Source organism: Acinetobacter haemolyticus CIP 64.3 = MTCC 9819 (assembly GCF_000369065.1).
Lineage (GTDB): Bacteria > Pseudomonadota > Gammaproteobacteria > Pseudomonadales > Moraxellaceae > Acinetobacter > Acinetobacter haemolyticus.
Map to the genome: position 1 here is coordinate 497159 of NZ_KB849799.1, position 23718 is coordinate 520876.

The window sequence follows — 23718 nt, forward strand, 5'->3', positions numbered from 1 at the left end:
AAAGATATAACGCCATCTTATCAATCACGGCAAACCGTGTTCTGCTTTAAAACGCTCTAAATTTCGAACCGCATCCTGATAACGGAACTGTACACGATTACGATTTGATCGTAGATCAGATAAACGTTTCTTATATTCATCTCGATCTTTAGCAGATAGGTCTTTACGTTCCAACTCTCGCAAATAATGGCTCACATCACTCTGAGAACGATTAAACTCCGAATTTGCTTGATAATATTCGTGTGCGACTTGATAGTAAGGACGTAATGTCTCACGCTTTTCTATCGAACAAACGCGATAATCACCACGCCCTTCTAAGGCTTCATTGAAAATAGATTCAGGTCTACAGTAATATCCCAATCCTTTTTGATAGCCTTTTTCGTATAAAGCTTGGTTCGGAACCACATTGGCTTTCTGACAAGAAGAATAATATTTATCTAAACGAGATTCATATCCAGCTGAGCCATCTTTTTCACCGACACTCAACCAGTTTGCTGTTTTGCATTGCTCAACACTCATTGCCGCACAGCCAGATAGCAAAACCGCCATAATAGAAATGGAAACAAGAGTTTTCATCACGTTATTCCTGTTGTTATCATGTTAATTTTAAATAAATTAAAGCGTTATAATCGGATATTTTCTGTTTTGATCATATTGTAATATCTGATTTGGCCACAACTCATACAAAGGAATCTTTACATCTAAAGCAAGCGGTAGTTTTTTAGGATTAAATTGCATCTGATCTAAACTTTCGCCCCATGCAATCACATCGATATCCAAACTAATATGATGCGATGGACGGACACGCCCAGATTGTTGTTCCAATTTTTTTAATATATCAACAATTTCATCAACACTTAAATGGCTTTTTAATAAACATGCCGAATTCCAATAATCAGCACCCACCCCATCACGACAAGGGATTTCATAAATTGAAGAAAACTCAACTGTTCCTAAACTCATAATTTGAGCGTAAGCAAAATTGAAATTTTCTAATTGTTGAACATTACTCGCCAGCGCGAGCGCAAAAATCGTTTCTGTTGCGATCAAGGCGAATTCCTACTGCATTTGCTTGTGCAATGATGGCTGGTTTACGGATTGTAATGCTAATAGAATCAATTGAAGGAAACGTATTAAACAAGACCTCTAATACCAACTGAGCAGCATGCTCAATCAGTTTAGGTTTTGCATCTTGAATCACTTGCGCAGCAATCTCACAAATCTGAGCATAGTTAAGAGTATCTTCTAACTCATCTGATCGAGCTGCTTGTGACAGATCATTATGAATAGTGAGATCAAGCATTAACGGTTGAATAATTTGGCGTTCCCAGTTGAAACAACCAATCACGGTATCAACCTTTAAACCTTCAATAATAATGGCATCCATCACTTAACATCTCATCTATTTAAACCATTACTAATTTTGAGTAAATGAAATCCCCCTTATAAAAAAGGGGGATAAAACAACAATTATCACTTTACGTTGAAATTTTTAGTGCTTTAACAACGAAGCAGGTTCGATATTGTGAACCATTTTCAAACGCTGGTCAGCATAAATATCGGTATATGGTGCAAGAACACGCATGAAACGATCAAAATATAACATTTGCTTGAATAATAACGCGAAGTCACGAGGGAATTTGATGCCATGACGTTCACCAACAGCCACCATATCCATCATAATATCATTCAAGTCTGCTGGATTTGAGCTTAAAATTTCCTGTGGATCAGCCAATAATACGCCACTAAATAAACGCTCTAAATCTGCTGCAAGAACTTGGGTATCAATCTTCTGATTGGTCATCCCCATTTTGAGCATGTTTTCAGCCATAGCAATATAATTGGTATGCTGTAAGGCATCCATAAACGCCATACAAGCAGTCCACACTTCTGGATTTAATTGACCAACGATACCGAAATCAATAAAACCAACTCGGCCATCCTCAAGCAGCATCAGATTGCCGGCATGTAAGTCCGCATGGAAACTTTTACACAACATCAGACTACCAAACCATGTATTCATCGCTGTGATTAATACTTGTGTTGGGTCTTTTGCATATTGTTTTACCACGTCAAAATCTGTGAGTGGCACACCATATAACCGCTGCATGGTTAAAACACGGCGTGTAGAAAACTGGTGATACACTTTTGGAGCTGTCGCAGCTTGATTGCCCGAAATATTCAGATACTGAACAAAATCATCTAAGTTTTGTGCTTCTTCGATAAAATCAACTTCACGTACCATACGTGTTTTGATCTCATCCACAATTTCAGATAACGATGCAAATTTGATTTTTGGTACAGCTTTTTCTAGAAGTTTGGTTGCCCAGTGCACCACATTTAAATCAGTATATAAAATGGTTTCAACACCGGGTTTTTGTACTTTTAAAACTACATCTTCGCCTGTTACCAATTTGGCGGCATGAACTTGGGCAATCGAAGCTGAAGCTAATGGGTTCTCATCAATAAAACTAAAAATCGAGTTTAAATCTTTCCCCTCAAACTCCTCAGCCAATACCTGCTGAATATAGCTAAATGGTAAAGTTGGAGTTTGATCTAAACATCCTTGAAACTCTTGAACGTACTCACGTGGAAATAAAGACGGCGTACTCGCAATAAACTGTCCTAATTTAATATAGGTTGAACCTAATGATTCAAAAGTTTCTCGCATTAATTTTGCATTACTAGGCTTCTCAGTTGCATATTTGACACCTGCTTGTGCTGCAACAATCACTGTTTCACCTATACGTGCAACAGATCGTAATCCATCAACTAAAATATTTCTTTTCATAATCTTTCATTGCCTCGAAGATGGCATTAGTTTAGCAAAATTTATTCAATTTACCGACGCACTTGCCTGACAAACTGGACAATTTACATCTTTTTCAAACTGCAAAATACGTTGTGTTAGATTCAGACCATTCCAAAGCAACAATTTTTGCTTGAGCGGCGTTAGGCCTAAACCCAAAAACAACAATGTGTGATGTGCTTGTAATGACGCTACCATTACAGGCGTTGTTGCAAGCACCCCAGATTCAGCACAACGTAGACCTTCATTGGTCTGATTTTCTTTAGGAAACAAACATTCATAACATGCTGAATCAGATTCAACCATAAACATTTGACCTTCGAAACCGATTGCTGAAGCACTAATCAAAGGTACTTGATGAGTTTTACACACAGCATTGACGAGATAACGCGTCGTAAAATTATCACAACCATCTAACACTACATCTTGATGCTGTACCAATTCATCAGCATTCGTTTCGTCAAATCGTTTATTTTGATAGCTGACTTGTATATGTGGGTTAATCTCTTGTAGGTGTTTCGCCAAAGTTTCTGCTTTGTATTGCCCAAGATCATTTGAGGTAAATGCGATTTGTCTTTGTAGATTACTCACCTCAATTGTATCTGCATCCACGATCGTTATTTTGCCTACACCTGCACGAGCAAGTAACTCTGCACTTGTACAGCCGATCCCTCCAGCACCAACAATCAGTACATTTGCCAATTTTAATTTTTCTTGTGCTTCAATATCCCAACCATCTAATAAAATCTGACGACTATATAAATGCATTTCGTCATCAGTTAATTCAAAAGTATGTTCTAGATGATCAGACACGTTCCATGATCTCAAAATCGGCTTAACGAATGCTGATTTTAAGTGGCTAATCTCATTTAGCAAAGCATTTAATGCTTGCTGCATCATTTATTTTGACAAATCAACGGATTTACCCCAATATTTTTATTACTCTTTAACAGCTTAATAAAATCAATACCTTATGAATCAGCATAAAAACTTTGGGTGTTGAAGTATTTTTCAACCCAAGCTAATGTTTTTTCTTAATTTATTTATGCTATTTTATTGTTCACTGCCGCATAGGCAGCTTAGAAACAACACATACTCATCAAGAATTACTTTTAATTGTTCACTGCCGCATAGGCAGCTTAGAAAAGTACCCGAACAACACACGATCACATTATCGGGTTCACTGCCGCATAGGCAGCTTAGAAATAACTTTGTAGCTGTATCTGTAGCCATTGTTGGTTCACTGACGCATAGGCAGCTCATAATACAATCAAAAACAACCCACAGTACCTAGTGAAATTAATGACTTATATCGCTTTTAAATAAACAATTTGTTAAATTATATAAATAGAATATAAGAGATTTATCATGGAAAAAACTCTATTAAAGTTCATCTGTCTTATAACATTGTTAGTTTCAACAAATCCAAATATATATGCAAATGTTTACATACCAATTCCCTCATTAAAAAAGCCTAAAATATCTCCGCATATTAAAGCTCAAGCACTCAAAACGGATGAGTTTGATGTATCTACCAAACAATTATTAGAAAAAGGCTATATTCCTATTAAATCCCAAACATTTAATGGTAGAGATGATTTTAGAGGTTATGAGCACGTTGTAGCAGCGCTAGAAAAAAGAGCTGATCAAATGGGAGCTCAAATTGTACTATTTACTAATGAGAAGCCAACAGGAAGTGTAGATTATTATAGTTTCACCACTCCCTTTCCTCAAAAATCAACAATACAATCTAACTTTGATAATTCAAATAATAACCCTTATGCTTCCTCAAATAGTTCTTTAATACAAACTGCGCCAAGATATAACGCACAAAAAGAGTATATTGTAAGTTATTTTTATAAATTTGAATCAATTACAGGCATATATCCTATAGACCTATCTGATCTAGACAAGTCAAAAACAGGACAATTAGAAGGTATTAAAGCCAAAGTAATATATAAGGATTCTCCAGCATTCGGGACAATTCTCGAAGATGATATTATATTAAAAATTAATGGTAATACCATCAGAGATGTCAGCAATTTTGTGGATATATCTAATTACTTAAACTCAGGAACAGTCGAATTTGAAATCCTCAGAAAAGGTCAAAAGCTAAACAAAGAAATCTCAATAAAATGAGATTTCTATAAACATTTCATGAATTTTTCCACTCTAAGCTTAATGTCTTAAAATAGAAAACAAGTACTTTATTAAAATGCATTTTACCGTTTCCGATCATGCATCATTTCATAAGTTTGTGCTCTTAATAACTCCTCTTTAGTTGCAAATGAGTTATTTCTAAGCTGGTTTAAAGCACGTTGCTTGCTCGCATCATCAACATCACTCTTTAAAATCTGATCACGTTGTGACAAATAATTATTTACCTGATTCTGCCAAACCGCTTCTTCTTGATCGACTTTCTCCAAACGATCAGCAGCCTCAACACCCAACAAGCTTTCCCGCATATTCCGCAATTCTTGAGCAGAGCCACCTTTTTCCTTAATTTCTTGTGTCAGTTGCTGTAATTCAGCAAATTGCATCGACACTCGAACACCATCAGCCAAAGTAGGAGGCAATTGATCTATTAACTTTGCTAACTCAGTTGCTTTTTGCTGTGCTGTTAAAGTCTTATTGGCATGTATACGCATTTGATCAATACTGAATTGATTAAAATTTCGTTCATTTCCAAAAAATGCTTGAATTTCTGCCGCATTGAAAAACTGCTGTTGCAACTTCGACATTTGATCAACAATATTTTGAAATTTATCAATTTCATCTTTTTTGAAATGCGTGCTGGTTTTCAAGTTTTTTAATGCATGCGTATAAGCAACATACTGATCAAGTAAGTAAATTCCATAATTTGCTGCTGTTTCTGGCAAGGTAGCACGTAGATACTGACGAATATCTCCAATTAATTCAGTTTCTGTTTTTTCTCCCAAACTCGAAAAGAAATAATCAAAACAGCTTCGAATACCTATCGTGAGAATCAATTTACCGTCTCCATCGACTTGGAGAGGACAATCAATTTCTGTGCCTTGTAAAGATGGGGCAAGAATAGGCAACTTTCCTGAGAGCTGTGCTTGAGAATTATTTTCAACACTTACGCTATTTATGCCACGCTGTGAATGTGAATTATTCAAAGGACTTTGGTCGTGAACTGATGGCTTAAACACCCAATAAATAAAAGCAAGGAAAATAATTAAGCATATAGTCGCAATTAAAATGATTTTTTTATTATTAAAATTCTGAACACTCATAATCCTTTACTCTATTGTTTCTCAGCTTTCCATGATCAAACGAAGGGAGTAAATCAATTACTCCCTTACCCTATATTGCTTATAAATTTAGATTTTTTAAACGATTCGCTTGTAAGCGGAATGGTGTTACAGGGTTTTGTAAAAAACCAACCAATCCTAGAACCTGATTCACTTCATCTAGATGGTTAAATGCATAGTTATCGCGAATGACCGTACCAAGATGACTTGAGCAACGCGGAACTAATCCATCACTATCACCCGGAATCAGCAATGAAGTCGCCGTTAGGGCATAATCAAATGGATCGAGTGCATTTGTAAACGGACTTATTCCAGTCCATGAGTAATAACGAACACCGTTACTTTCAAGTTCTCGCCCTGAACCACATGCTGCCGTCGGTATTCCAGCAGGGAAACGTTGATTAAACTCTGCTGCCCCAGCAGTCGTCAGCGACCAAAGTCCAGCCAAAGAATCTTGGTCATAGTAGTTACCTGAACCTATTCCAATCAACGCACCAAATGCATTTACCCCAGCAGAAATGACAGGTGCAGCTATTGGCCCAACTGGTGATTGTGTAAAGTCATAAACCACATCCGCTACATTCGAACCTTTTCCTGGGCCAGCAACAGCGGTAACGGAGGCTACTTTATCGGGCATCAAACCCGCTACATAGCGAATGGAATGCGTCCCATGACTATGACCGACCAAGTTCACTTTCTCAGCACCACTTATGGCTAAAATTTGTTTGGTCTGTAAGAGTAGTTGTTCTCCTCTTACTTCTGATGAGTTAAATGCAGCTTGTTGTGTAACAAATACATTCGCACCATTGCTCACCAAATCTTCAGTAATTCCATGCCAATACTGCAATGGGCCAACAGCCGAGAACCCTGACATTCCATGAGCTAATACAATCGGATATTTCGTTTTTGCATAGCTAGAAGTGACATTTGTACTTCCGCCTACCGAACACGATTTCACATCACAGTTTTGCCATGATGCTTTTGGCGATAGAAAACTAAATAAACCAGCATGTACAACTGATCCACCACTAATGAGCATGCCCGTCGTTAAAACTATTGCATTGAGATATTTTTTCTTCACTTTTTTGCTCCAAGCATTTTTGATTTTTATTACAACAACTTAGTCCTAAGTTATATACGAGGATCCATTCCTAACGTACACAAGACTCGCAAAGTATACTCCTTCAAAATATTGTGTGATTTTTAGACTAAAACAAACGATGCCAAAATCATAACAATTCACGCCAATTTTGGTATGAAATGAAAAAAATCCGATGAATGAACATTTCCAAATTAATTTTACTGTTTTAATTTCTACTAAATTTCAGCAAAACTACAAAAGGAATCCCCCTAATACCATGAGTATTCCCCGCCTTCATCATCCACATTTTATTAGTAGTTCTTATGTCCACTTACTAAGCGAAGTCGTTGCTCGATGGAATATTTCAGCAGAAGAATTATTTTGGGGCACCGGAGTAGAAATAGAAAAATTGCATGATATTAATTATAAAATTAGTCTAACTTCTTTCAAAAAAGTTATTGCAAGAACAATTGATTTGACCCAAGAACAAGGCATCGGTTTTTATGCAAGTACACAATTAAAAATCAGTTCTCATGGTTTACTTGGTTTCACTGTTGCCATTGCCAAAAATCCACTTGATGCTATTCAAACCATCAATCAATTTGTGAGTCTGCAATGTTCTTTTGTTGATTTACATTTTGTCGTTGAAAATGAATTGGCCTATTACAATATTATTTACGATAAATCTGTAATGGATTTTAACGACCCTTGTGACTTGCAAGCTTATGAATTTAGCTGTGTTTTCTTTTTAACCGGCTTTGTGCATTTGGTAAGGTTCTTTATTCCAGATTTTAAACCAAGCATAGATCTACAATGTAAGTGTCCTGAATATTTTTCTCGTTTTAAACATATTTTGGCATCTAGTTTTACAGAAATACATTATGAACAACCCCATACTCGCTTAATAAGCTCAGCGAAGTTTTTAGAGAAACCATTAAGCATGTCTGACCCACTAACGTCTGAAAAATTTAAATTATTATGTCAGAAAGAGCTTGATGAGCTGGTGGCGACACAAAATATTTTACATCGTGTTAAAAATTTGATCGATGATCAGCATCAAGGCTTGCTCAATATTGATCAAGTTGCTCAAAAACTCAATCTAACCAAACGTACTTTGCAACGGATGCTGCAAGAGCAAAATGTAAGTTTTCAGATTCTTTATGATCAAGTACGAAAAGCAAAAGCACAAAAATTATTACTGAATCCTTTTATAACAAAAGATGAGATTGCAAGGAATTTAGGCTATTCATCACTTTCTAGTTTTAATCGTGCTTATAAACGTTGGGAAAATCAATAAACGTATCCAAATAAAAAAGTGATGGTTTCAACCATCACTTTTTATTTGTCTCGGATACCTTATCAAAAACTATTTACTTGCTTTTTGATAACGATCATTTACTTTATTCCAATTCACCACACTCCAAAATGCATTGGTGTAATCGGCTCGACGATTTTGATATTTCAAATAATATGCATGTTCCCAAACGTCCAAACCTAGCAAAGGCTGACCTTTCTTCTCGGCAATATCCATTAATGGATTATCTTGGTTTGGTGTTGAGGTAATTTCTAATTTACCTTGTGGATTGACAATCAACCATGCCCATCCTGAACCGAAACGACTGGTCGCTGCTTGGTTAAATTGTTCCTGAAAAGCTTTAAATGAACCAAAATCTTGATTGATTTGCTTTAACAATTTAGGGCTTACCTTACCCGTTTTATCAGTTGGGGCTAAGCTTTCCCAGAAAAATGCATGGTTAAAATGTCCACCACCATTATTACGAACTGCAGCATTGTATTTAGAGATCTGTTGCTGAATCTGCTCAATATTCAATTTATCCAACTCTGGATAGGTCTTGATCTGAGCATTTAAGTTATCGACATAGGCCTTATGGTGTTTACCATAGTGAATTTCCATCGTTTGCTGATCGATAGCAGGCTCTAAAGCATCACTTTTATATGGCAATGGTGCTTGAGTGAAGTTTGCAAAAGCTGAAATACTTACACTCGAACATACTAGTAATGTAAGTAAACCTTTGTTCAGATATCGCATGATTTCAATCCAATCTTGATAATAATTTTCATTATCAATATATAAGCAAATCTACGATGCGTCAAAATAGACTACAAACTGATACATTAAAAGTGAAAAGTACAGCATTGGCTGTACTTTTCAAACAACCCAATCTATTTCGCTGCCATACGAATTGCACCATCTAAACGGATAACCTCACCATTGAGATATGCGTTTTCAGCAATGTGCGCAACTAAACGAGCGAACTCCTCAGGACGCCCTAAACGTGAAGGATAAGGAACCATTTGCCCAAGTGCATCTTGAACATTTTGTGGCAGACCTTTCAGCATCGGTGTTTCCATGATACCAGGTGCAATTGTCATGATACGAATACTATGGCGTGCTAATTCACGCGCAATCGGCAAGGTCATCGCAACAACTGCACCTTTTGACGCTGAATACGCTGCTTGACCAATTTGGCCATCAAAAGCAGCAACTGAAGCCGTATTTACAATCACACCACGATCTTCATCACCCTCTTCCACACTATTCTTACTCATCGCATCTGCTGCATAACGTAACATGTTAAATGTTCCAGTGACGTTGATATGCAAGACTTTAGAGAACATTGCCAAATCATGAACTCCATCTTTACCCACTACTTTTGCCGATGGTCCCACCCCAGCACAATTGATTAATCCGTGTAGACTTCCATGCTTTTCAACAACCTCTTTAAAGAACTGCTCAGCTGCTTGTTCATCCGTTACATCTAATTTTACGAATTCTGCTTGGTCACCTATAGCTTTCGCTTGTTGCTCACCAACTTCAGCATTCATATCCACCAAAGTCACAGAAGCGCCTTTTTCAACTAAATATTCAGCCGTTGCTGCACCTAGACCAGAGCCACCGCCTGTAATAACAAAATGTTTTCCTTGAATTTTCATTTACATTTCCTATCAAATTAAAGATATAAATTTTTATAACTGAGAGTAATCTCAACTTTTTTTCGATACAATTCCAAAAAGTAGCAAATTTAATGCAACTTTTGAGCATTCAACTATTTACTCTCCTGTATTACATGCGTGTATGAGCAAAAATCCTCCACTCGACCTTAATTCTGCCAAAGATACTATTTCAAATGCTTTGATACGCGAAGCATTAAGTGTTGCTGCAAGTCGTGGTTTAAATATTGTCAATATTGCGAATCGGGCTGGTATATCAGCTGAGCTATTAACTTCTGCCAAAGCACGTATTCCCGTTACCCAATGTGCTCAACTTTGGGTAGAGCTTGCTGAAAGTATGAATGATGAGTTTCTTGGCATGGACTCCCACCCGATGCGTCGTGGCAGTTACAAGCTATTGGCAAAACTTGCATTTGAAGCAGATACATTAGAACAAGCTATTCGAGAAATTTTAAAATTCCTAAGTTTAGTACTGGATGATATTCATGGTGAGTTGGTTCAAAATGGAAGCAAAGCCTATTTAATTCTGCATGACCGTGATCAGCCGAAACGTATGTTCACCTATTCAACTTTCTTGATGTTAGTACATAGCTTAATGTGTTGGTTAAGCGACCAACGAATTGTGTTTCTAAAGATGTCTTTCAAATGCCATCAGCCTGTGGAAATACAAGATTATCGAATTCGTTTTTGTGAAAACATCCAGTTTCATGCAACCCAAAATTGTATTGAGTTCGATGCCCATTATCTCAAGCATAAAATTAAAAAAGACAAACAAGCGTTAAATGATTTTCTAAGACATACACCCTATAACTTAATTGTACGTTTTAAAAATGAAAATTCGCTTAGTCTTCAAATTCGTCGTCAACTGCTGTTGCAACCACCATCAGAATGGGCCGAACTGAAAGATATTGCACAACAATTAAATATGTCTACAGCGACGATTCAAAGACGACTGAAACATGAAGGTGTAAGTTACCAACAACTTAAAAATGATATTCGTTGTGATATTGCGATTGAGAGACTAAGCAAGACCAACGACTCTATCCAAAGTATTAGTGATGATCTTAATTTCCATGATCCGAGTGCTTTCCATCGTGCTTTTAAAAAATGGAGTGGCGTGAGTCCAGGAAGTTATCGAAAATCTGCACCGAACAAACAGAATCGCCTACATCATTTAGGCTAGTGAATGGAGTTGACTCATGTATATCCCTCAAATATTTAAAGAAACGCGTCAAGATGTTTTACATGATTTAATTCGCCAATATCCTTTTGCGACTCTCATCACTCAGAATAATGCAGGGCTAGATGCTATGCATTTACCTATTGAGTTGCTAGTTAATGATGAACAAAATGCGACTTTAGTTGCTCATATCGCTAAAAACAACCCACTCCATACACAAATAGACAATGGTGCTGAAGTTCTTGTGATCTTCCAAGGCCAACAAGGATATATCAGTCCCAATTGGTATCCATCCAAACAGCAACATCATCAGCATGTACCAACTTGGAATTATCAAGTCGTTCACGTCAAAGGAAAAATTTATTTCTCTCAGGATGAAAAAGTATTACGTGGAATCTTGGCACGCCTGACTCGAACACATGAAGCCAAACAGGACAAACCATGGAAAATGTCAGATGCACCAAGCGAATATATCGCTGAAGAGTTACGACACATTGTGGCTGTTGAAATTCAAGTATCTGAGATGGTCGGCCAGTTTAAAATGAGCCAAAATCGTGATCCGATCGATGCGATCGGAATAGTAGAGGGCTTAGAACAACAAGGTAATACTGAATTGGCACAAGTTGTAAAGCATTCTACCCAAAGTAATTAGTCTGCTTTTTGTGCCAAACTCACACGATCATTGCCACCATAATCCTTGATGGTCTGGATTTGTACAAAACCGTGCAGCTCAAAAATTTCACGTACGGCTCGTCCTTGGTCATAACCATGTTCGAGTACAATCCAGCCTTTTGCTTTCAACCAAGCTTTACCTTGTGCAATGATTATTTCAATATCCGCCAAACCATGATTGGCTGCAATCAAAGCTCGTTCAGGCTCAGATTTTAGCTTTTGCATATGTACATCATCAGGATCGATGTAAGGCGGATTAGACACAATCAAATCGAATTGCTGTTGTTCCACCAAAGCCTGAAACCAAGCGCCACAGGCAAACTTCACCTGAGAGAAGCCATGCTTTAACGCATTTTCCTGAGCAACGTCCAATGTCGGTTGGTAAATATCAGTTGCTGTCACAGACCATTGGGGACGCTCACTTGCCAATGCCAGAGCAATTGCACCCGTCCCTGTGCCTAAATCAACAATATTGGCCTGCGGATCCAGTGATAGCTTTAACACCGTTTCAACGAGGATCTCTGTATCTGGACGTGGCACTAAAGTATCGTGTGTAACTTTTAAATCGAGCGTCCAAAACGGCTGTGAACCCGTGACATAAGCCAGTGGTTCGCCTTGCTCGATGCGTGCAAGCCCATCTAGATAAGCTTGCTCTTGAATCTCAGTTAACTCTTGCTCAAGTCTTAGTTTTAACTCCAAAGAATTGACACCTAAAATGTGTTCAAGCAACCATGCAGCTTCTTGACGCTCATAGCTGTCGATTTCACCTTTGATTTCTAATGCCTGAGCGATATTCATTAGCCGCCATTTTCCTGTGCAAGCATTGCTAACTGATCAGCTTGATATTCACGATGTAAGCTATCCAGCAATTCCGTTAAATCACCTTCCATAATTGCATCTAACTTATATAAAGTCAGATTGATACGATGATCAGTCATACGACCCTGCGGATAGTTATAAGTACGAATACGCTCAGAACGATCACCAGAACCAACCAAATCACGGCGCATTTCCGAAGTTGCAGCATCAGCAGCTGCGCGTTTGGCATTTTCTAATCTCGACACTAACAGAGCCATCGCTTTGGCTTTGTTTTTATGCTGCGAACGTTCTTCCTGACATTCCACCACTACCCCTGATGGAATATGAGTGATACGTACTGCCGAATCGGTTTTGTTAATGTGCTGACCACCTGCACCTGAAGCACGATAAGTATCAATACGTAAATCTGCTGGATTAATTTCAACTGTGGTGTCGACATCAACTTCCGGAAGAATGGCAACGGTACATGCTGAAGTATGTACACGACCTTGAGACTCTGTCGCAGGCACACGTTGTACACGATGTGCGCCACTTTCAAATTTCAAGCGACCATATACGCCTTCACCATCTATCCGGCAAATGACTTCTTTATAACCGCCATGTTCACCTTCATTTTCTGAAAGCACTTCAATACGCCAGCCTTGTGTCTCCGCATATTTACTATACATTCGGAATAAATCGCCAGAGAAAATTGCTGCTTCATCACCACCTGTTCCTGCACGAATCTCAAGATAAGCAGCATTTGCATCATTTGGATCTTTAGGAATCATCAACACATTCAATTGATCTTCAAGCTCAACTAATCGTGCTTTATTTTCTTTAATTTCTTCCTCAGCCATATCTTTGAAATCTGGATCTGATTTCATCATTTCAGCAGTTTCAATATCTTCTTCTGCTTGACGATATTTACCCCAAACTTCGGTGATTTCAGTTAAATCATTATGTTCACGGGACAGTTTACGAAATCGTTTATTGTCCGAAATTACTTCTACATCAGCGAGTAATGCAGTCAGCTCTTCGTGACGATCACACAGTTGATCTAGTCTTAAACGGAGTGATGCTTTCATGGGTGGAATATCTCAAATCTAAAGACTCTGTGCACATCAAAAATAGAGCACGAGTAAAATCAAAAAATTGCGCATAGTTTACAGATTCTACGAATCAAAAGACATAGAGAAACTGGCTAACTTACTATTACAGCACCATTTCATCACAAATTATGCTGCTTAGATAACGATAAATCATTCCGTCTACTGAAATACCAGATCAGCTTTATTGTTAAGTTATGAAGTAAGGCTTAATTTTGAGCTGAGCGTAACATAAGATTACAACCCATTCACCAAACCGTAATAATACGGTCGATAGTCTTCACAATTTATCACTCAAACCTTGTTACATTTGCAGCCATTAGAAATGATGTCCAATTGATGATGGACATGGAGTCATGATGAAAGCAAATATTTTATTATTGGGTGCGATCTTAGCGAGCTCAACTATAGCAACGACAACTTATGCTGATAATGCAACACGTGTTGCTGCTACATCTGCTCTGGGTAGTGTTGTGGGTACTGCAATTGGTAAAGAAATTGGCGGTCATAATGGCGCTTTGATCGGTTCTGCTGTAGGTGGTGCCGGTGGCGCTGCTGCGGCAAGTAGCAAACGTACTCGTACCGAAGCTGCAATTGGTGGCGGTTTAGGTGGTGTTGGTGGATATGCTGTAGGTAAAAATGTCGGTGGAACCACAGGTGGTTATATCGGTGCTGCTGCTGGCGCCGCTGGCGGTGCTGCCTTGGGCCGTCAAGTTGGTCAAGATCGTTATTATGATAGCCGCCAAAACCAAAAGAAAAAGTGGAAAAAGAAAAAACATCGTCGCCATTGATTCAAATAAAGCACCTTCGGGTGCTTTTTTATCAACTCAGACTCTACGACTGCAACAGATTTTACAATATCAGTGTTTGGAATGCCTATCTCCAATCAATTTAATTAGACAATAAAAAGCGCCTTACGGCGCTTTTTTAAATATACAATTTAGTTTGCATATACAGGGAATTTTGCACAAACAGCTTCAACTTTAGCTTTTACTTCAGCGATAACTTTTTCATCGCCTTTGCTATCGATGATGTCAGCAATCCAGCCAGCCAACTCACGAACTTCAGCTTCTCCAAAACCACGCGTTGTTACTGCTGGAGTACCGATACGGATACCAGAAGTAACGAATGGAGAACGTGGATCATTTGGAACTGCATTTTTGTTCACAGTGATATGCGCTGCACCTAACCATGCATCTGCATCTTTACCCGTTACATCTTGTTTGATCAAAGATAATAAGAATAAATGGTTTTCTGTACCACCAGAAACAACATCATAACCACGAGCCATTAACACTTCAGCCATTGCCTGAGCATTCTTAACAACTTGTTGTTGGTATGTTTTGAACTCTTCAGACATTGCTTCTTTGAAACAAATTGCTTTAGCAGCAATTGCATGCATCAAAGGACCACCTTGGTTGCCTGGGAATACTGCTGATTGAAGTTTTTTCTCGATTTCTTCATTTGCTTTAGCAAGGATTAAACCAGAACGTGGACCACGAAGTGTCTTATGCGTTGTAGTCGTTGTTACATCAGCAATTTGAACTGGGTTCGGATAAACACCAGCAGCAACTAAGCCCGCAACATGCGCCATATCAACAAAAAGGTATGCACCAACTTTGTCTGCGATATCACGGAAACGCTGCCAATCAACAACTTGGCTATAAGCAGAGAAACCAGCAACGATCATACGTGGCTTGTGTTCTAATGCTAAACGTTCAACTTCTTCATAATCGATTTCACCCGTTTCAGGGTTTAAGCCATACTGGATCGCATTATACGTTTTACCAGAGAAACTTACTTTCGCACCATGAGTTAAGTGACCACCATGCGCTAAGCTCATACCTAAAACAGTATCACCTGGGTTAAGTAATGCTAAGTAAACAGCAGAGTTTGCTTGTGAACCAGCGTGTGGCTGAACGTTTGCATAGTCTGCACCAAACAACTCTTTTGCACGGTCAATTGCAAGTTGCTCGATTACATCAACATATTCACAACCGCCATAATAGCGTTTGCCAGGATAGCCTTCTGCATATTTGTTAGTAAGTTTTGATCCTTGTGCTTCCATCACAGCAGGAGAGCAATAGTTTTCAGATGCAATTAACTCAATATGAGCTTCTTGGCGTTCGCCTTCAGAAGCAATCGCTTGAGCTAATTTTGGATCAAATTCAGCAATAGAAATATTGGCAAACATTAGCGGGGGTCCTATAAATTAGGGCTTTTAAGCCGTGCTAAAGATTGGTGCATATTGTAGCACGAAGTTTATAAGTAAGAAGAATGAAGTTTGCTTAATTCTCAATAAAAATCGCTTATGTTGATAAAAATTTCACTTTTGATTCATTAAGATTTTTCCTTAAACTTAGCATTGAGCTTTATAATTAATTGTCTAGATAAAATGATTCGCATCAACGGAAAAATTCAGCATTTAGAAATATATGATTTTTACTGTGTTAGAAATCGAAAATATGAAACTCAGATAGAACAAGAGCAAGCTGCTTTAGCACAAACACTCATAGCAAATTTGTTTGATGTTGATGCCCGCGTTTTAGCTTATAGGATCAATAAAACTTATAAAATATATAGCTTTCAAATTGCTCACCATACAGTTATGGGGATTACTGAACATATTTTTTTTCAAGAAGGTGATGAGCTTTATGTCGTTATTGATCCCAATAGCTTTACCGATATAAGTCTTGCATATGCAATCTACCATCCTGAACAAAATTTGATTTATTCACTTCCTCAACACGGCTTTACTATAGAAGGTTTAAGAAAAAGACAGAAAACAATTGGACTTTCATTCTTTATATTAAGTTTTTTAATAAATATTTTCTTTTTAGTTAAATGGGAATCTTACGAAGAAATTTTTATAGAATCAGCATTGGCTATTCTTGTAAGTTTATCTTTAGCCTTAATCGCATATTTTTCGGCCGGACTACTATATAAACAAGCAGTTCAGGAAAGTATGCAAATTTATAAAACATTTGGTTTCAATAATGTTGAAAAGATTGATTTCAAATCAGAAGTCTACGTGCACAAACCAACGAGAATAATATGTTCAGATATTGCTTACTTAAAAGTAAAAATTCAGGAATAATTTAATTATAAATTACTCCCGATGAATTAATTAGCAGGCATCGTCATTTTCACGTCATTCACAATATTTTCAATATTCGCACCATAAACTGTACCATGATCCCATTCAGCATTGGTAATATACTGAATGTTCGAACCTTTATTTCTTGCATTCAATACCAATGCATCTGTTGCTAATTTTGGAACAGTTGTATCTTTCACACCTTGATAAATGATTACAGGCTGATTTAGTTTTACTTGTGCTGGTTGAGAATCCTTTTCTAAAAAAGTTTTAACCAATGGAATCGTCATGAAATTTGTTTGCGTTCGAGGATAGTTTGTTAAATCAACATTACTTTGCAAATGCGTTTGCATAGCACCACCAAACCTTCCCCCTAGCACATCTGCACAATCTAATTCGGCCCTACTCGCAATTTGATCTGTTGGCGATTTAAAAATATTTATGTAGCTAAACGTAGGCTGGAGATTGCGCAATCCAGCGGTGATTAATGCTGTGTATGTATCTAGTTGGGCATACATAGGTATTTGCTGCTCAACAGGCGCATTTTCAACAGACTCCTCACCCTTTCTTAATATGAGTTCAAGGTTTGACGCTGGTGCAATGGCAATAGTTCCTTTGTAATCGAGCTTGGCTCGACTTGCGTATTGTGCTGCTCCCAAAGCTGCGTGACCACCTTGGGAATGCCCTACGGTCATCCATTGTTGTGAAGTGAGTTTTCCACGACTAGATAGATAAGCTCTCGCAGCAACTACAGCATCAGTAATCGAATAGGCTTCACTTTTTAGATTTAAAAATGGATGTAGTTCCCGACCACTGGGTTCACCAAGCCCCTCATAATCAGGCGCAACCACCACATAACCTGCCGCCAGAAATTGGCTAATCATACTTTGAATAGCAGGATGGGTTGCTTGACGACTTGGTGCACATTGATCCGCGACACCAGTTGTACCATGTGCCCATGCAACAATTTTCCAGCCCGTTGCAGGCATTGGTCCACCTGGAACAAACAGCAAGCTGGTTGCCATAGTCTCTTTACCATTCTGCCCTAGCATTTTATAGGTCATCACCAAGCTTTCTGATGCAACTGCACTAAAATCTGTTTTTGTATAAAGCTCTGGTATACCTACCACTGGCTCTTGAATATTATTTTCAGGTATTGTTGGTTTTGGTATATAGCTAGTATTTCCATCACTACCGCCACAAGCAGTAAAAAACAAGTTAGAACTTAGTATTACAACCGTCAATAACTTCATTTTCATCTGATTTTCCCTTAACTATTTTCATTATCATTATTCGCTTTAGAAATCATGATTCTAAAGTCGTGTAATCTTCACAAGATTTACGCTTAATCACGTTTTTTTTCAAGTTTTTTTTAATCTTGATTTCTATTTACTCATAACAGCATTGGAACTTAAAGAATTCATCCCTCTAACGCATATTCAAACTCATTTTCTTGTAAGATAAGTGCATCTATTCAACTTCAATTGAGTCAACTTTTATGCAAACCATCATTTTAGATACTGAAACACATACACTAAATGGTTTGCCGATTGAAATCGCCTATGCGCCTATCGAAATTGAAAGTGGCAAACTGAGTTTAGATAAGAAAAAAATTTTTGATCAGTTATACCAAATCGGTCAACCGATATCCTTTGCAGCAATGGCTGTCCATCATATTTTAGAATCCGATCTAGTGGATCAACCTTTTTATAATGAATTCCAACTTCCAACAGAAACAACTTATATTATTGGTCACAATGTTGATTATGACATCGCAGCAATCGCACGTTGTGGTGTGGAGACATCTCACTTAAAACCTATCTGTACACTTGCCTTGGCACGTCATGTCTGGCCTGATGCTGAAGCACATAACATTTCAGCACTAATTTACTTAATTTCTAAAGGCAGCGATAAAGCAAGAGAAATGCTAAAAGGCGCACATCGTGCAGATGCAGATATCATTTTAACTGCTAATATTTTGATGCATATCATCCACCAACTAGATATTCAAAATATCGAACAACTTTATATTGCATCAGAAGAAGCTCGCATTCCGAAATCAATTACTTTTGGGAAACACAAAGGCACTGCGATTCAAGATTTGCCTACAGATTATGTGCAATGGTTGCTTCGTCAAGATGACCTTGACGTCTATTTGCGCAAAGCATTAGAAACTAAGTTAGTAAAATAGACCTAGAGATAAATAATTGCGTTTATTTAAAGCAAAATGATGATATTTAATAAATTGTTAATATAAATGTCACTTTTCAACTTTATCTTAGCCCCCTATCAAAGTCTTGATTGGGGAAAGACGAAAAGATGTCACACTATTTTAAAACTGAGCTGGGACAAACCGCTTTAAAACAACGTAATATCGCTTTAACCGCACGTCAACGTCGCTTATTACTTTTAATTGATCATGATGACTTTCATGAACTAAATCAAAGTCACAAAGATAAGCTCGCACCAACTGAGCTTATACAACAATTAATCGAAATGGGATTATTGGCTGAACAAGCCACATCTCCAAACCTAACCAATGAAATAAAAATAAATTTAAATGAGGAAGATGACAAATCGCCCAAATTAAATAATCCGACTCAGTTTGCAGAATTAGCGAATCCCACAAATGAAGAAATTGATCGCTTAGAAAAACTTGCATTTGTAGAAATTCAACAACTCATGATCCAAACATTGAGTAGTTATTGTGGCTTAATGGCACGTCCTTTGATTCAACAAATTCAGCAAGTCAAAACGATACCCGAACTGAAAGTTTGTCAAATGCAATGGATCACCTCATTACAAGAGTCGCGTATCCCTCCCATCCAGCTGAATCAAACACTTAAATTAATTAATTATTCTGTAGAGCACTTATAGTAGCGTTAGTACATAATCGGGCCATTGGAACTTAAAACTGCTGCTTTAATAGCCAAGAAACAGCTTTGTTCAGGCATACATATTTACCTGCTTGTTTTTTTTCCCTATGATGTGGCTCGCATGCGCTCATAGCTCAACTGGATAGAGTACAGGTCTCCGAAGCCTGTGGCGTGGGTTCGAGTCCCGCTGAGCGCACCATAATTGCTTTTCAATAATTTCTATTAAATTAAAATAAAAATTCCACTGATTCCCTCTGAAAAACAAGCTATAACAGAAAGATATAAAATTACTTTGGGCTTGGGGCGAATGTCTAATTCAACAAATCCATTTCACTCTAAAACATTTACAATTCTATGGATAGCGACTGTCTGTTCCAATATTGGCACATGGATGCATGATGTCGGTGCGGGCTGGTTAATCGCAGGTTTAACCGACTCACCGATTTGGGTCGCACTCATTCAAACTGCTACTTCATTACCGATATTTTTATTAGCGTTACCCGCAGGTGCTTTCGCTGATATTTTTAATCGACGAAAAATCTTACTGGTCACTCAGTCATTTTTAGCGCTGTTCGCATTATTATTAGGATATTTAGTCTATATTAATGCAGTTACACCACTCACGATTATCGGCATTACCTTTTTAATGGGAATTGGTACGGCATTTACTGCGCCAGTTTGGCAAGCAATCGTTCCAAGTCTTGTTCCCAAAGCCGCTTTGCAACAAGCAGTTGCTGTAAACAGCGTGGGGATTAATATCAGTCGAGCAATTGGCCCTGCAATCGCAGGTCTAATCATTACAACCTTAGGTATAGCTTACCCATTTTTCTTAAATGCACTCACTTTTTTAGTCGTAATCACCGCGCTATTTTGGTGGAAACCAGCACCAACGATGCAACGGCAGCTACCCAAAGAAGACCTACTCGGCGCGATTCGTACCGGTATACGCTACGCTTTTCATAGTCAAGCGTTAAAGAACACCTTATTTCGTGCGATCAGTTTTTTCCTATTCGCCAGCGCCTATTGGGCGATGTTGCCTTTAATCGCAAAAGAGGTCTTGCAAGGTGGTGCATCCACCTACGGAACACTTTTGGCATTGGTCGGTGTCGGTGCTGTCGTCGGTGCATTTACCTTGCCAAAGCTAAAAAAGAAGCTAAATACCGATCAATTGGTAGTTTTTGGTAGTTTAGGCACAGCACTGGCCATGTTTATTTTTGCTTTAATCCCGAATCTTGGTTTGGCTTATATGGCTAGTTTTATCGCTGGATTTTCTTGGCTTACGGTACTCACCAATCTCAATGTATCTGCCCAAGTGTCATTACCTGAATGGGTTCGTGCTCGAGGATTAGCAATCTTTGTCACTTTTTTCTTCGGCTCCATGAGTCTTGGCAGTTTGATTTGGGGACAACTTGCTTCCATTACCAGTATTCAAACCAGCTTATTAACAGCCTCAATCTGCTTATGTTTGGTTTTACCGATTAGCCGCTTCTTTAATTTAGCTAAGGGACAAGAGCTGAACTTAGCACCATCTTCACACTGGCCTGCCCCGCTGGTCATAGATGAAATTCGTCCAGATCGAGGACCTGTGATGATTTTTATTGAATACCAGATTTCAGCACAAAATCGAGATAAATTTATTCAACTGATGGATATGTTTAAACATCAACGATATAGAGATGGTGCTTACTCGTGGGGGATTTTTCAAGATTCAAACAATGACAGCAAGTTTATTGAATATTTCTTGGTAAGCTCATGGGTAGAACATTTACGTCAACATGAAAGAGTCACTTTTGAGGATCAAAAACTACAAGCTGAGATACAAGCACTACATAGTGGTGATACGCCACCCAAGGTAAGCCACTTTATTGCTCCATAAATTTGAGCTCAATCCCTAAGTGAATATCTTAGGGATTTCTTTTATGATTCAACTTTTATTTGAGCTAAATGTAAACGCAATATACGTCGTATTTCTAGAATAGCTTCTGGTGTTTCTTGGATAGAATGCCCACCACGAATAATCAACTCTGAAGCAGCGTTAGGTAAATGAGAACTTTGATAAGGCACTATACCATCAGTCATTTTATCGACCGATTGTCCTGAAGTTGAATTACCAACAATCGAATGATAAATAACATCTTTGCTAGGTTGAATCTCTTTGCTGAGCTGCATAAATTTAGAACCATGACTCAAATCACCCGCACCATTTTCAATCAAACCTTTTTCATTTGACCGGCTCAACGGCTGACCTTGCTCAACCGCAGTATAAAACTCATGTGGCAATTTTATAATTTTACGGGCAAATTGTGTAAACCAACGGTCCGCATATTGCGTGCCTTGATGAGGCGCAGCAATAAAAATAGCTCGGGAAAAATTGGTTAATGGCTCAAATTGAAACCGTTGTTTGATCACAGCTTGTTGTTGATATTGTACCAACTGCGCTGTATTCATTTTCTCTACAGCTGCTGATGAAATATCAGCCTGACTCACAAGCAATCGACTAATTACCCCACCCATACTATGACCGATCAAAACAGCTTGATGGGCAGCTTGGCTTGAAGCATCAAGTTGATTAAATGCTTGTTGCAACAAAGCATGAATTTGGTAGCGGCTCTCGAAAATTGGCATATTTGTTGAGTAAAAAACATTCCAAACTTGATAGTTTTCTCTCAGATCTTCAGCCCCAATAATATCATTGGTCAAGGAAACCCAAGCTTCTGGACTGCTGGCCAAACCATGAATTAAAACCACTACTTTTTTCTGAGGATGGTATGGCTCCAACATATATAAATGCGGCATGATCAAATTTCGTTCTTTATTAATTAAAGTCCAATAACCAAGTGCACCTAAATTGTATTTAGCAAGCCAAGCACCATACGGCGCTGAATAATTTCCTGTAATGACATAAGGGTGTCCTTCAACGTCAAACCGTGTTGTTTGAAAAGGATCAAACAAATGTATTTTAAAGCTTGAATTTTCCAATATTTCATTGATTAAACTGGCTTTTTTAGGCTCTGCTATCGCAGTAATTGGAAAAAATTTAGGCGCATGGATATTAGGATTCGGCTGCCCTTTATAATAGTCATGTGGGTTTAAAATAAATTTCGGCTGAATCGGTTTTTCTTCACGCTCCGCAACAAACTCAGCGCCTAAACCATCCTGACGATTTACAATATTAAATCCAGAAAAGTTCATGTTATAACTAGATTTAAATGAGTTGAGTGGGAGTGCTTCTAAGGCTGGATATTTTTTAAAATCTAAAATATAACAGTGAGATTCAAAGCAAATATCGCTCAGTCGACCATCACGTTTAAATGCGCTTGTAAGCATTTGGGAAATCGAGACATTATAAATAATTCGCACTTGATTCAAACGATAATCAAAAATACGCTCTTGAGCTGAGCTATTTGACTTAAAGAGATAAACATAACTATAGCGAAGACTCTTATCTAAAAAATGCAATTTCTGATCTAGACAACTATTCATCTGACCAAGCATACGACACCTGTCAGTATTCATGCTCATCGCTTTAGCTAAATAAATTTCACTCACCGCGGCATAGAAATCATCTTTTTTATCATTAATTGTTTTGATTTGATTAACACAAGCATCTACGTTATTCAGGCATTGCACTTGATTGGTTTTCGTCAAATAAAGTAAGTTTTCCGTTTGATAACTAAATTTATTGGTGAGTAGAAAATTATCAACTTTACTTTTTAATGCGTGACTTAATTTTTCCTCTTTCAAATGAATTGCCTGACATGCGCTGATTAAAAACAGACAGCCCACCAACAGAGAAAAATTTAAATAGCCCATTTTTAAAATTTTCCTCTCACTCAATGAGTACAGTG

Annotated in this window: 23 protein-coding genes and 1 tRNA gene; 10 read left to right on the forward strand and 14 right to left on the reverse strand. The window is 37.9% G+C overall.

Annotation, left to right across the window (positions count from 1 at the left end; translation table 11 throughout):
• Positions 1-24 precede the first annotated feature (24 nt).
• The 5 genes from F927_RS02385 to F927_RS02405 form a co-directional block, all read right to left on the reverse strand.
• Positions 25-576, reverse strand: coding sequence for a DUF2799 domain-containing protein (locus F927_RS02385; protein WP_004638640.1), 552 nt, complete (start codon positions 574-576; stop codon positions 25-27).
• Between the two features lie 39 nt (positions 577-615).
• A complete protein-coding gene (locus F927_RS02390) occupies positions 616-1050 on the reverse strand; it encodes a 2-amino-4-hydroxy-6-hydroxymethyldihydropteridine diphosphokinase (protein ID WP_004638639.1) in 435 nt (144 codons plus the stop codon).
• Entirely contained in the window at positions 1007-1387 is a 381-nt protein-coding gene (gene folB, locus F927_RS02395) for a dihydroneopterin aldolase (RefSeq protein WP_004638638.1), read from the reverse strand. The genes F927_RS02390 and folB overlap by 44 nt, the downstream gene beginning before the upstream one ends.
• Positions 1388-1492: 105 nt before the next feature.
• Positions 1493-2791, reverse strand: coding sequence for an ABC1 kinase family protein (locus F927_RS02400; protein WP_005081125.1), 1299 nt, complete (start codon positions 2789-2791; stop codon positions 1493-1495).
• A gap of 45 nt (positions 2792-2836) precedes the next feature.
• The gene (locus F927_RS02405) at positions 2837-3577 is read right to left on the reverse strand and encodes a HesA/MoeB/ThiF family protein (RefSeq protein ID WP_171502680.1); all 741 of its coding nucleotides are present in this window, start codon (positions 3575-3577) and stop codon (positions 2837-2839) included.
• 600 nt (positions 3578-4177) lie between these two features.
• Here F927_RS02405 and F927_RS16745 point away from each other — a divergent pair.
• Positions 4178-4948, forward strand: coding sequence for a hypothetical protein (locus F927_RS16745; protein ID WP_005081129.1), 771 nt, complete (start codon positions 4178-4180; stop codon positions 4946-4948).
• A gap of 83 nt (positions 4949-5031) precedes the next feature.
• On the opposite strand, the gene F927_RS02415 is transcribed toward F927_RS16745, so the two are convergent.
• Together F927_RS02415 and F927_RS02420 are read right to left on the reverse strand one after the other, a co-directional pair.
• Complete coding sequence (locus F927_RS02415) at positions 5032-6066, reverse strand: lipase secretion chaperone (protein ID WP_005081130.1); 1035 nt, start codon at positions 6064-6066, stop codon at positions 5032-5034.
• Between the two features lie 79 nt (positions 6067-6145).
• A complete protein-coding gene (locus F927_RS02420) occupies positions 6146-7165 on the reverse strand; it encodes a lipase family alpha/beta hydrolase (protein ID WP_005081133.1) in 1020 nt (339 codons plus the stop codon).
• A 277-nt stretch (positions 7166-7442) separates the two neighbouring features.
• On the opposite strand from F927_RS02420, the gene F927_RS02425 reads away from it, so the two are divergent.
• Positions 7443-8462 (forward strand): helix-turn-helix transcriptional regulator, encoded by a 1020-nt coding sequence (locus tag F927_RS02425; protein WP_017394407.1) that lies wholly within the window; start codon positions 7443-7445, stop codon positions 8460-8462.
• Between the two features lie 69 nt (positions 8463-8531).
• Here F927_RS02425 and F927_RS02430 read toward each other — a convergent pair whose 3' ends face one another.
• Positions 8532-9215, reverse strand: a complete 684-nt coding sequence (locus F927_RS02430; RefSeq protein WP_005081137.1) for a superoxide dismutase — start codon at positions 9213-9215, stop codon at positions 8532-8534.
• Between the two features lie 134 nt (positions 9216-9349).
• Positions 9350-10120 carry a 3-hydroxyacyl-CoA dehydrogenase gene (locus F927_RS02435; RefSeq protein WP_004638629.1) on the reverse strand — a complete coding sequence of 257 codons (771 nt, stop codon included), beginning with the start codon at positions 10118-10120 and terminating at the stop codon, positions 9350-9352.
• A 142-nt stretch (positions 10121-10262) separates the two neighbouring features.
• On the opposite strand from F927_RS02435, the gene F927_RS02440 reads away from it, so the two are divergent.
• Together F927_RS02440 and F927_RS02445 are read left to right on the forward strand one after the other, a co-directional pair.
• Positions 10263-11321 (forward strand): AraC family transcriptional regulator, encoded by a 1059-nt coding sequence (locus tag F927_RS02440; protein ID WP_004638628.1) that lies wholly within the window; start codon positions 10263-10265, stop codon positions 11319-11321.
• A gap of 16 nt (positions 11322-11337) precedes the next feature.
• Complete coding sequence (locus tag F927_RS02445; protein ID WP_005081141.1) at positions 11338-11970, forward strand: FMN-binding negative transcriptional regulator; 633 nt, start codon at positions 11338-11340, stop codon at positions 11968-11970.
• On the opposite strand, the gene prmC is transcribed toward F927_RS02445, so the two are convergent.
• The gene (gene prmC, locus F927_RS02450; RefSeq protein WP_005081145.1) at positions 11967-12788 is read right to left on the reverse strand and encodes a peptide chain release factor N(5)-glutamine methyltransferase; all 822 of its coding nucleotides are present in this window, start codon (positions 12786-12788) and stop codon (positions 11967-11969) included. The two genes, F927_RS02445 and prmC, sit on opposite strands and share 4 nt — an antisense overlap.
• Entirely contained in the window at positions 12788-13876 is a 1089-nt protein-coding gene (gene prfA, locus F927_RS02455; protein ID WP_004638625.1) for a peptide chain release factor 1, read from the reverse strand. Before prfA ends, prmC begins: the two co-directional genes overlap by 1 nt.
• A gap of 380 nt (positions 13877-14256) precedes the next feature.
• On the opposite strand from prfA, the gene F927_RS02460 reads away from it, so the two are divergent.
• On the forward strand, positions 14257-14688 hold the full coding sequence (locus F927_RS02460; protein WP_005081147.1) for a hypothetical protein: 432 nt from the start codon (positions 14257-14259) through the stop codon (positions 14686-14688).
• A gap of 149 nt (positions 14689-14837) precedes the next feature.
• Here F927_RS02460 and glyA read toward each other — a convergent pair whose 3' ends face one another.
• Positions 14838-16091 carry a serine hydroxymethyltransferase gene (gene glyA / locus F927_RS02465; RefSeq protein ID WP_004638623.1) on the reverse strand — a complete coding sequence of 418 codons (1254 nt, stop codon included), beginning with the start codon at positions 16089-16091 and terminating at the stop codon, positions 14838-14840.
• Positions 16092-16292: 201 nt separating this feature from the next.
• Between glyA and F927_RS02470 the strand changes: the two genes are divergently transcribed.
• On the forward strand, positions 16293-16994 hold the full coding sequence (locus tag F927_RS02470; RefSeq protein ID WP_005081149.1) for a hypothetical protein: 702 nt from the start codon (positions 16293-16295) through the stop codon (positions 16992-16994).
• Positions 16995-17020: 26 nt separating this feature from the next.
• Here F927_RS02470 and F927_RS02475 read toward each other — a convergent pair whose 3' ends face one another.
• The gene (locus F927_RS02475; protein WP_005081151.1) at positions 17021-18253 is read right to left on the reverse strand and encodes an alpha/beta hydrolase; all 1233 of its coding nucleotides are present in this window, start codon (positions 18251-18253) and stop codon (positions 17021-17023) included.
• 239 nt (positions 18254-18492) lie between these two features.
• On the opposite strand from F927_RS02475, the gene F927_RS02480 reads away from it, so the two are divergent.
• From F927_RS02480 to F927_RS02495, 4 genes are all read left to right on the forward strand, one after another.
• Entirely contained in the window at positions 18493-19185 is a 693-nt protein-coding gene (locus F927_RS02480) for a 3'-5' exonuclease (protein WP_005081154.1), read from the forward strand.
• 128 nt (positions 19186-19313) lie between these two features.
• Positions 19314-19871, forward strand: a complete 558-nt coding sequence (locus tag F927_RS02485; RefSeq protein WP_005081155.1) for a hypothetical protein — start codon at positions 19314-19316, stop codon at positions 19869-19871.
• Positions 19872-19993: 122 nt separating this feature from the next.
• Positions 19994-20069 (forward strand) — tRNA-Arg (locus tag F927_RS02490).
• Positions 20070-20177: 108 nt separating this feature from the next.
• Entirely contained in the window at positions 20178-21746 is a 1569-nt protein-coding gene (locus tag F927_RS02495) for an MFS transporter (protein WP_005081157.1), read from the forward strand.
• Between the two features lie 41 nt (positions 21747-21787).
• On the opposite strand, the gene F927_RS02500 is transcribed toward F927_RS02495, so the two are convergent.
• Positions 21788-23683 carry a lipase family alpha/beta hydrolase gene (locus F927_RS02500; RefSeq protein WP_005081159.1) on the reverse strand — a complete coding sequence of 632 codons (1896 nt, stop codon included), beginning with the start codon at positions 23681-23683 and terminating at the stop codon, positions 21788-21790.
• Positions 23684-23718: the final 35 nt, after the last annotated feature.

Coding starts and splice junctions, on each gene's coding strand:
- F927_RS02385 (WP_004638640.1), bottom strand. CDS start 576: ATGAAAACTCTTGTTTCCATTTCTATTATGGCGGTTTTGCTATCTGGC.
- folB (WP_004638638.1), bottom strand. CDS start 1,387: ATGGATGCCATTATTATTGAAGGTTTAAAGGTTGATACCGTGATTGGT.
- F927_RS02400 (WP_005081125.1), bottom strand. CDS start 2,791: ATGAAAAGAAATATTTTAGTTGATGGATTACGATCTGTTGCACGTATA.
- F927_RS02405 (WP_171502680.1), bottom strand. CDS start 3,577: ATGCATTTATATAGTCGTCAGATTTTATTAGATGGTTGGGATATTGAA.
- F927_RS16745 (WP_005081129.1), top strand. CDS start 4,178: ATGGAAAAAACTCTATTAAAGTTCATCTGTCTTATAACATTGTTAGTT.
- F927_RS02415 (WP_005081130.1), bottom strand. CDS start 6,066: ATGAGTGTTCAGAATTTTAATAATAAAAAAATCATTTTAATTGCGACT.
- F927_RS02425 (WP_017394407.1), top strand. CDS start 7,443: ATGAGTATTCCCCGCCTTCATCATCCACATTTTATTAGTAGTTCTTAT.
- F927_RS02430 (WP_005081137.1), bottom strand. CDS start 9,215: ATGCGATATCTGAACAAAGGTTTACTTACATTACTAGTATGTTCGAGT.
- F927_RS02435 (WP_004638629.1), bottom strand. CDS start 10,120: ATGAAAATTCAAGGAAAACATTTTGTTATTACAGGCGGTGGCTCTGGT.
- F927_RS02440 (WP_004638628.1), top strand. CDS start 10,263: ATGAGCAAAAATCCTCCACTCGACCTTAATTCTGCCAAAGATACTATT.
- F927_RS02445 (WP_005081141.1), top strand. CDS start 11,338: ATGTATATCCCTCAAATATTTAAAGAAACGCGTCAAGATGTTTTACAT.
- prmC (WP_005081145.1), bottom strand. CDS start 12,788: ATGAATATCGCTCAGGCATTAGAAATCAAAGGTGAAATCGACAGCTAT.
- prfA (WP_004638625.1), bottom strand. CDS start 13,876: ATGAAAGCATCACTCCGTTTAAGACTAGATCAACTGTGTGATCGTCAC.
- F927_RS02460 (WP_005081147.1), top strand. CDS start 14,257: ATGAAAGCAAATATTTTATTATTGGGTGCGATCTTAGCGAGCTCAACT.
- glyA (WP_004638623.1), bottom strand. CDS start 16,091: ATGTTTGCCAATATTTCTATTGCTGAATTTGATCCAAAATTAGCTCAA.
- F927_RS02470 (WP_005081149.1), top strand. CDS start 16,293: ATGATTCGCATCAACGGAAAAATTCAGCATTTAGAAATATATGATTTT.
- F927_RS02475 (WP_005081151.1), bottom strand. CDS start 18,253: ATGAAAATGAAGTTATTGACGGTTGTAATACTAAGTTCTAACTTGTTT.
- F927_RS02480 (WP_005081154.1), top strand. CDS start 18,493: ATGCAAACCATCATTTTAGATACTGAAACACATACACTAAATGGTTTG.
- F927_RS02485 (WP_005081155.1), top strand. CDS start 19,314: ATGTCACACTATTTTAAAACTGAGCTGGGACAAACCGCTTTAAAACAA.
- F927_RS02495 (WP_005081157.1), top strand. CDS start 20,178: ATGTCTAATTCAACAAATCCATTTCACTCTAAAACATTTACAATTCTA.
- F927_RS02500 (WP_005081159.1), bottom strand. CDS start 23,683: ATGGGCTATTTAAATTTTTCTCTGTTGGTGGGCTGTCTGTTTTTAATC.